Here is a 1,536-nt window from a genome sequence, read left to right as displayed (position 1 = left end):
GTGCCCGGCCCCCGCGCCCCTTGCGTACGAACAGCCGGTCGATCTCCCAGTCGCGGCGCGCCGGGAGCTGCTGGAGGCCGACGTCCAGGACGGTGACCTGCTCATCCGTCTCGACGAGGGTCACCCGGCGGTCGAGCAGTTCGCCGAGCACCAGGTGCTCGTTCGGGCGCCGCTCGAAGCGCCGCATATTGACCACCCCGGTGGTGATCACCTGGCCGGACTCCACTCCGGTCACCCTGGTCATCGGGAGAAACACCCGCCGCCTGCTGATCAGCTCGACCACCAGTCCCAGCACCGCGGGCAGCCGCCGCCGCTCGGTCAGCAGGGCGACGATGTCGCGCACCCGGCCGACCTGGTCGCCGTTGGGATCGAAGACCGCGATACCGGACAGATGCGAGACGAAGACCCGTGGAGCGCCTGCCGCCATGATCTTGTCCTTTTTCTGAGCTATGTCGGATTCAGGCTAGCGTGACCCGTGCGTGCGGGCCGCGGTGTGGTGCTCCGGACGGCTGCCTTCCGATACCGCTCCCCGCCACGGGTAGGGTGCCGCCCAGCCTCCCCCAAGCTCTCGGCTCCGCCCGAGCAGAGCCCGGGCAGAGCCGGAGCAGAGGGGGTACCCCATCTCAAGACCGCGGGAGGAAGCAGCCGTGACAGCACGCGCCGGCGCACGACGGGGTACAGCGCTGCTCGGAGTCGTCTGCGTGGGACTGATCGCCGCGCTCAGCGCGTGTGGCGACGGTGGCGGCGGGGAGGAGGACCCCGACCAGGGCACGAACGGCGTGGGCAAGCTGTCCCCCGCCAAGATCGAGGCCAGGTCGCGGGCGGCCGTGCGGAGCACGGAGGCGGTCCGCCTCTCCGGGAGCGTCGTCAGCAAGGGGCAGACGTACCGGCTGCGGATGCGGCTGAAGCAGAACGGCGGCGTCGGCGAGGTCTCGTCCCGGGGCGGCTCCACCTTCGAACTGCTGCGCGTGGGCAAGGAGCTCTATCTCAAGGCGGGCGCCGACTTCTGGGCGGCGCAGGAGAAGGGCGGCGGGAAGTCCTCCAAGAGCGACGCGGCGGCCGCGGCGAAGCTGGAGGGCAAGTACGTCAAGGTGCCGCCCCGCGACCCCGCCTACCGGCAGCTGAGCGGCTTCACGGACATGCGGGTGCTGCTCGACGGGCTGCTCACCCTCAAGGGCAAGCGCGAGACCGGCGCGCGCCGCCAGGTGGGGGGCGTGAAGACGATCCGGGTGCGGGCCGGCAAGGGCAACGGAGGGGTGATCGACGTCTCCCTCAAGGGGCGCCCTTATCCGCTGCGCCTGGAGCGCGGGGGCGGCGCGGGCACGGTCCGGCTCAGCGGCTGGGACCAGAACTTCACCCTGAAGCCGCCGACGACCGACCAGGTGGTCGACTACGGAAAGAGCATCACGGCCCGCTAGTGTCCTGAGTCGGAGATTCGTCGGCAGTAGGTTGCGACCTTTTCGAGGATCTCGTCGGCGGTCTTTGTCCAGATGAAGGGCCGGGGGTTGGTGTTCCAGTCGGCGAGCCAGGTGCGGA

1 protein-coding gene and 2 pseudogenes are annotated in these 1,536 nt (G+C 70.4%); 1 reads left to right on the top strand and 2 read right to left on the bottom strand.

The window, feature by feature from the left end; translation table 11 throughout:
* Positions 1-427, bottom strand: a pseudogene (locus G5C65_RS37110) (magnesium transporter); the annotation flags it as partial.
* 220 nt (positions 428-647) lie between these two features.
* On the opposite strand from G5C65_RS37110, the gene G5C65_RS37105 reads away from it, so the two are divergent.
* The gene (locus tag G5C65_RS37105) at positions 648-1,418 is read left to right on the top strand and encodes a hypothetical protein (protein ID WP_338146847.1); all 771 of its coding nucleotides are present in this window, start codon (positions 648-650) and stop codon (positions 1,416-1,418) included.
* On the opposite strand, the pseudogene G5C65_RS39935 reads toward G5C65_RS37105, so the two are convergent.
* Positions 1,415-1,536 (bottom strand): annotated as a pseudogene (locus G5C65_RS39935) (IS630 family transposase); the annotation flags it as partial. The gene G5C65_RS37105 and the pseudogene G5C65_RS39935 overlap by 4 nt on opposite strands.

It is taken from the genome of Streptomyces boncukensis, from assembly GCF_011045075.1.
Taxonomy (GTDB): domain Bacteria; phylum Actinomycetota; class Actinomycetes; order Streptomycetales; family Streptomycetaceae; genus Streptomyces; species Streptomyces boncukensis.
This window is presented reverse-complemented; position numbering and strand designations above follow the sequence as displayed.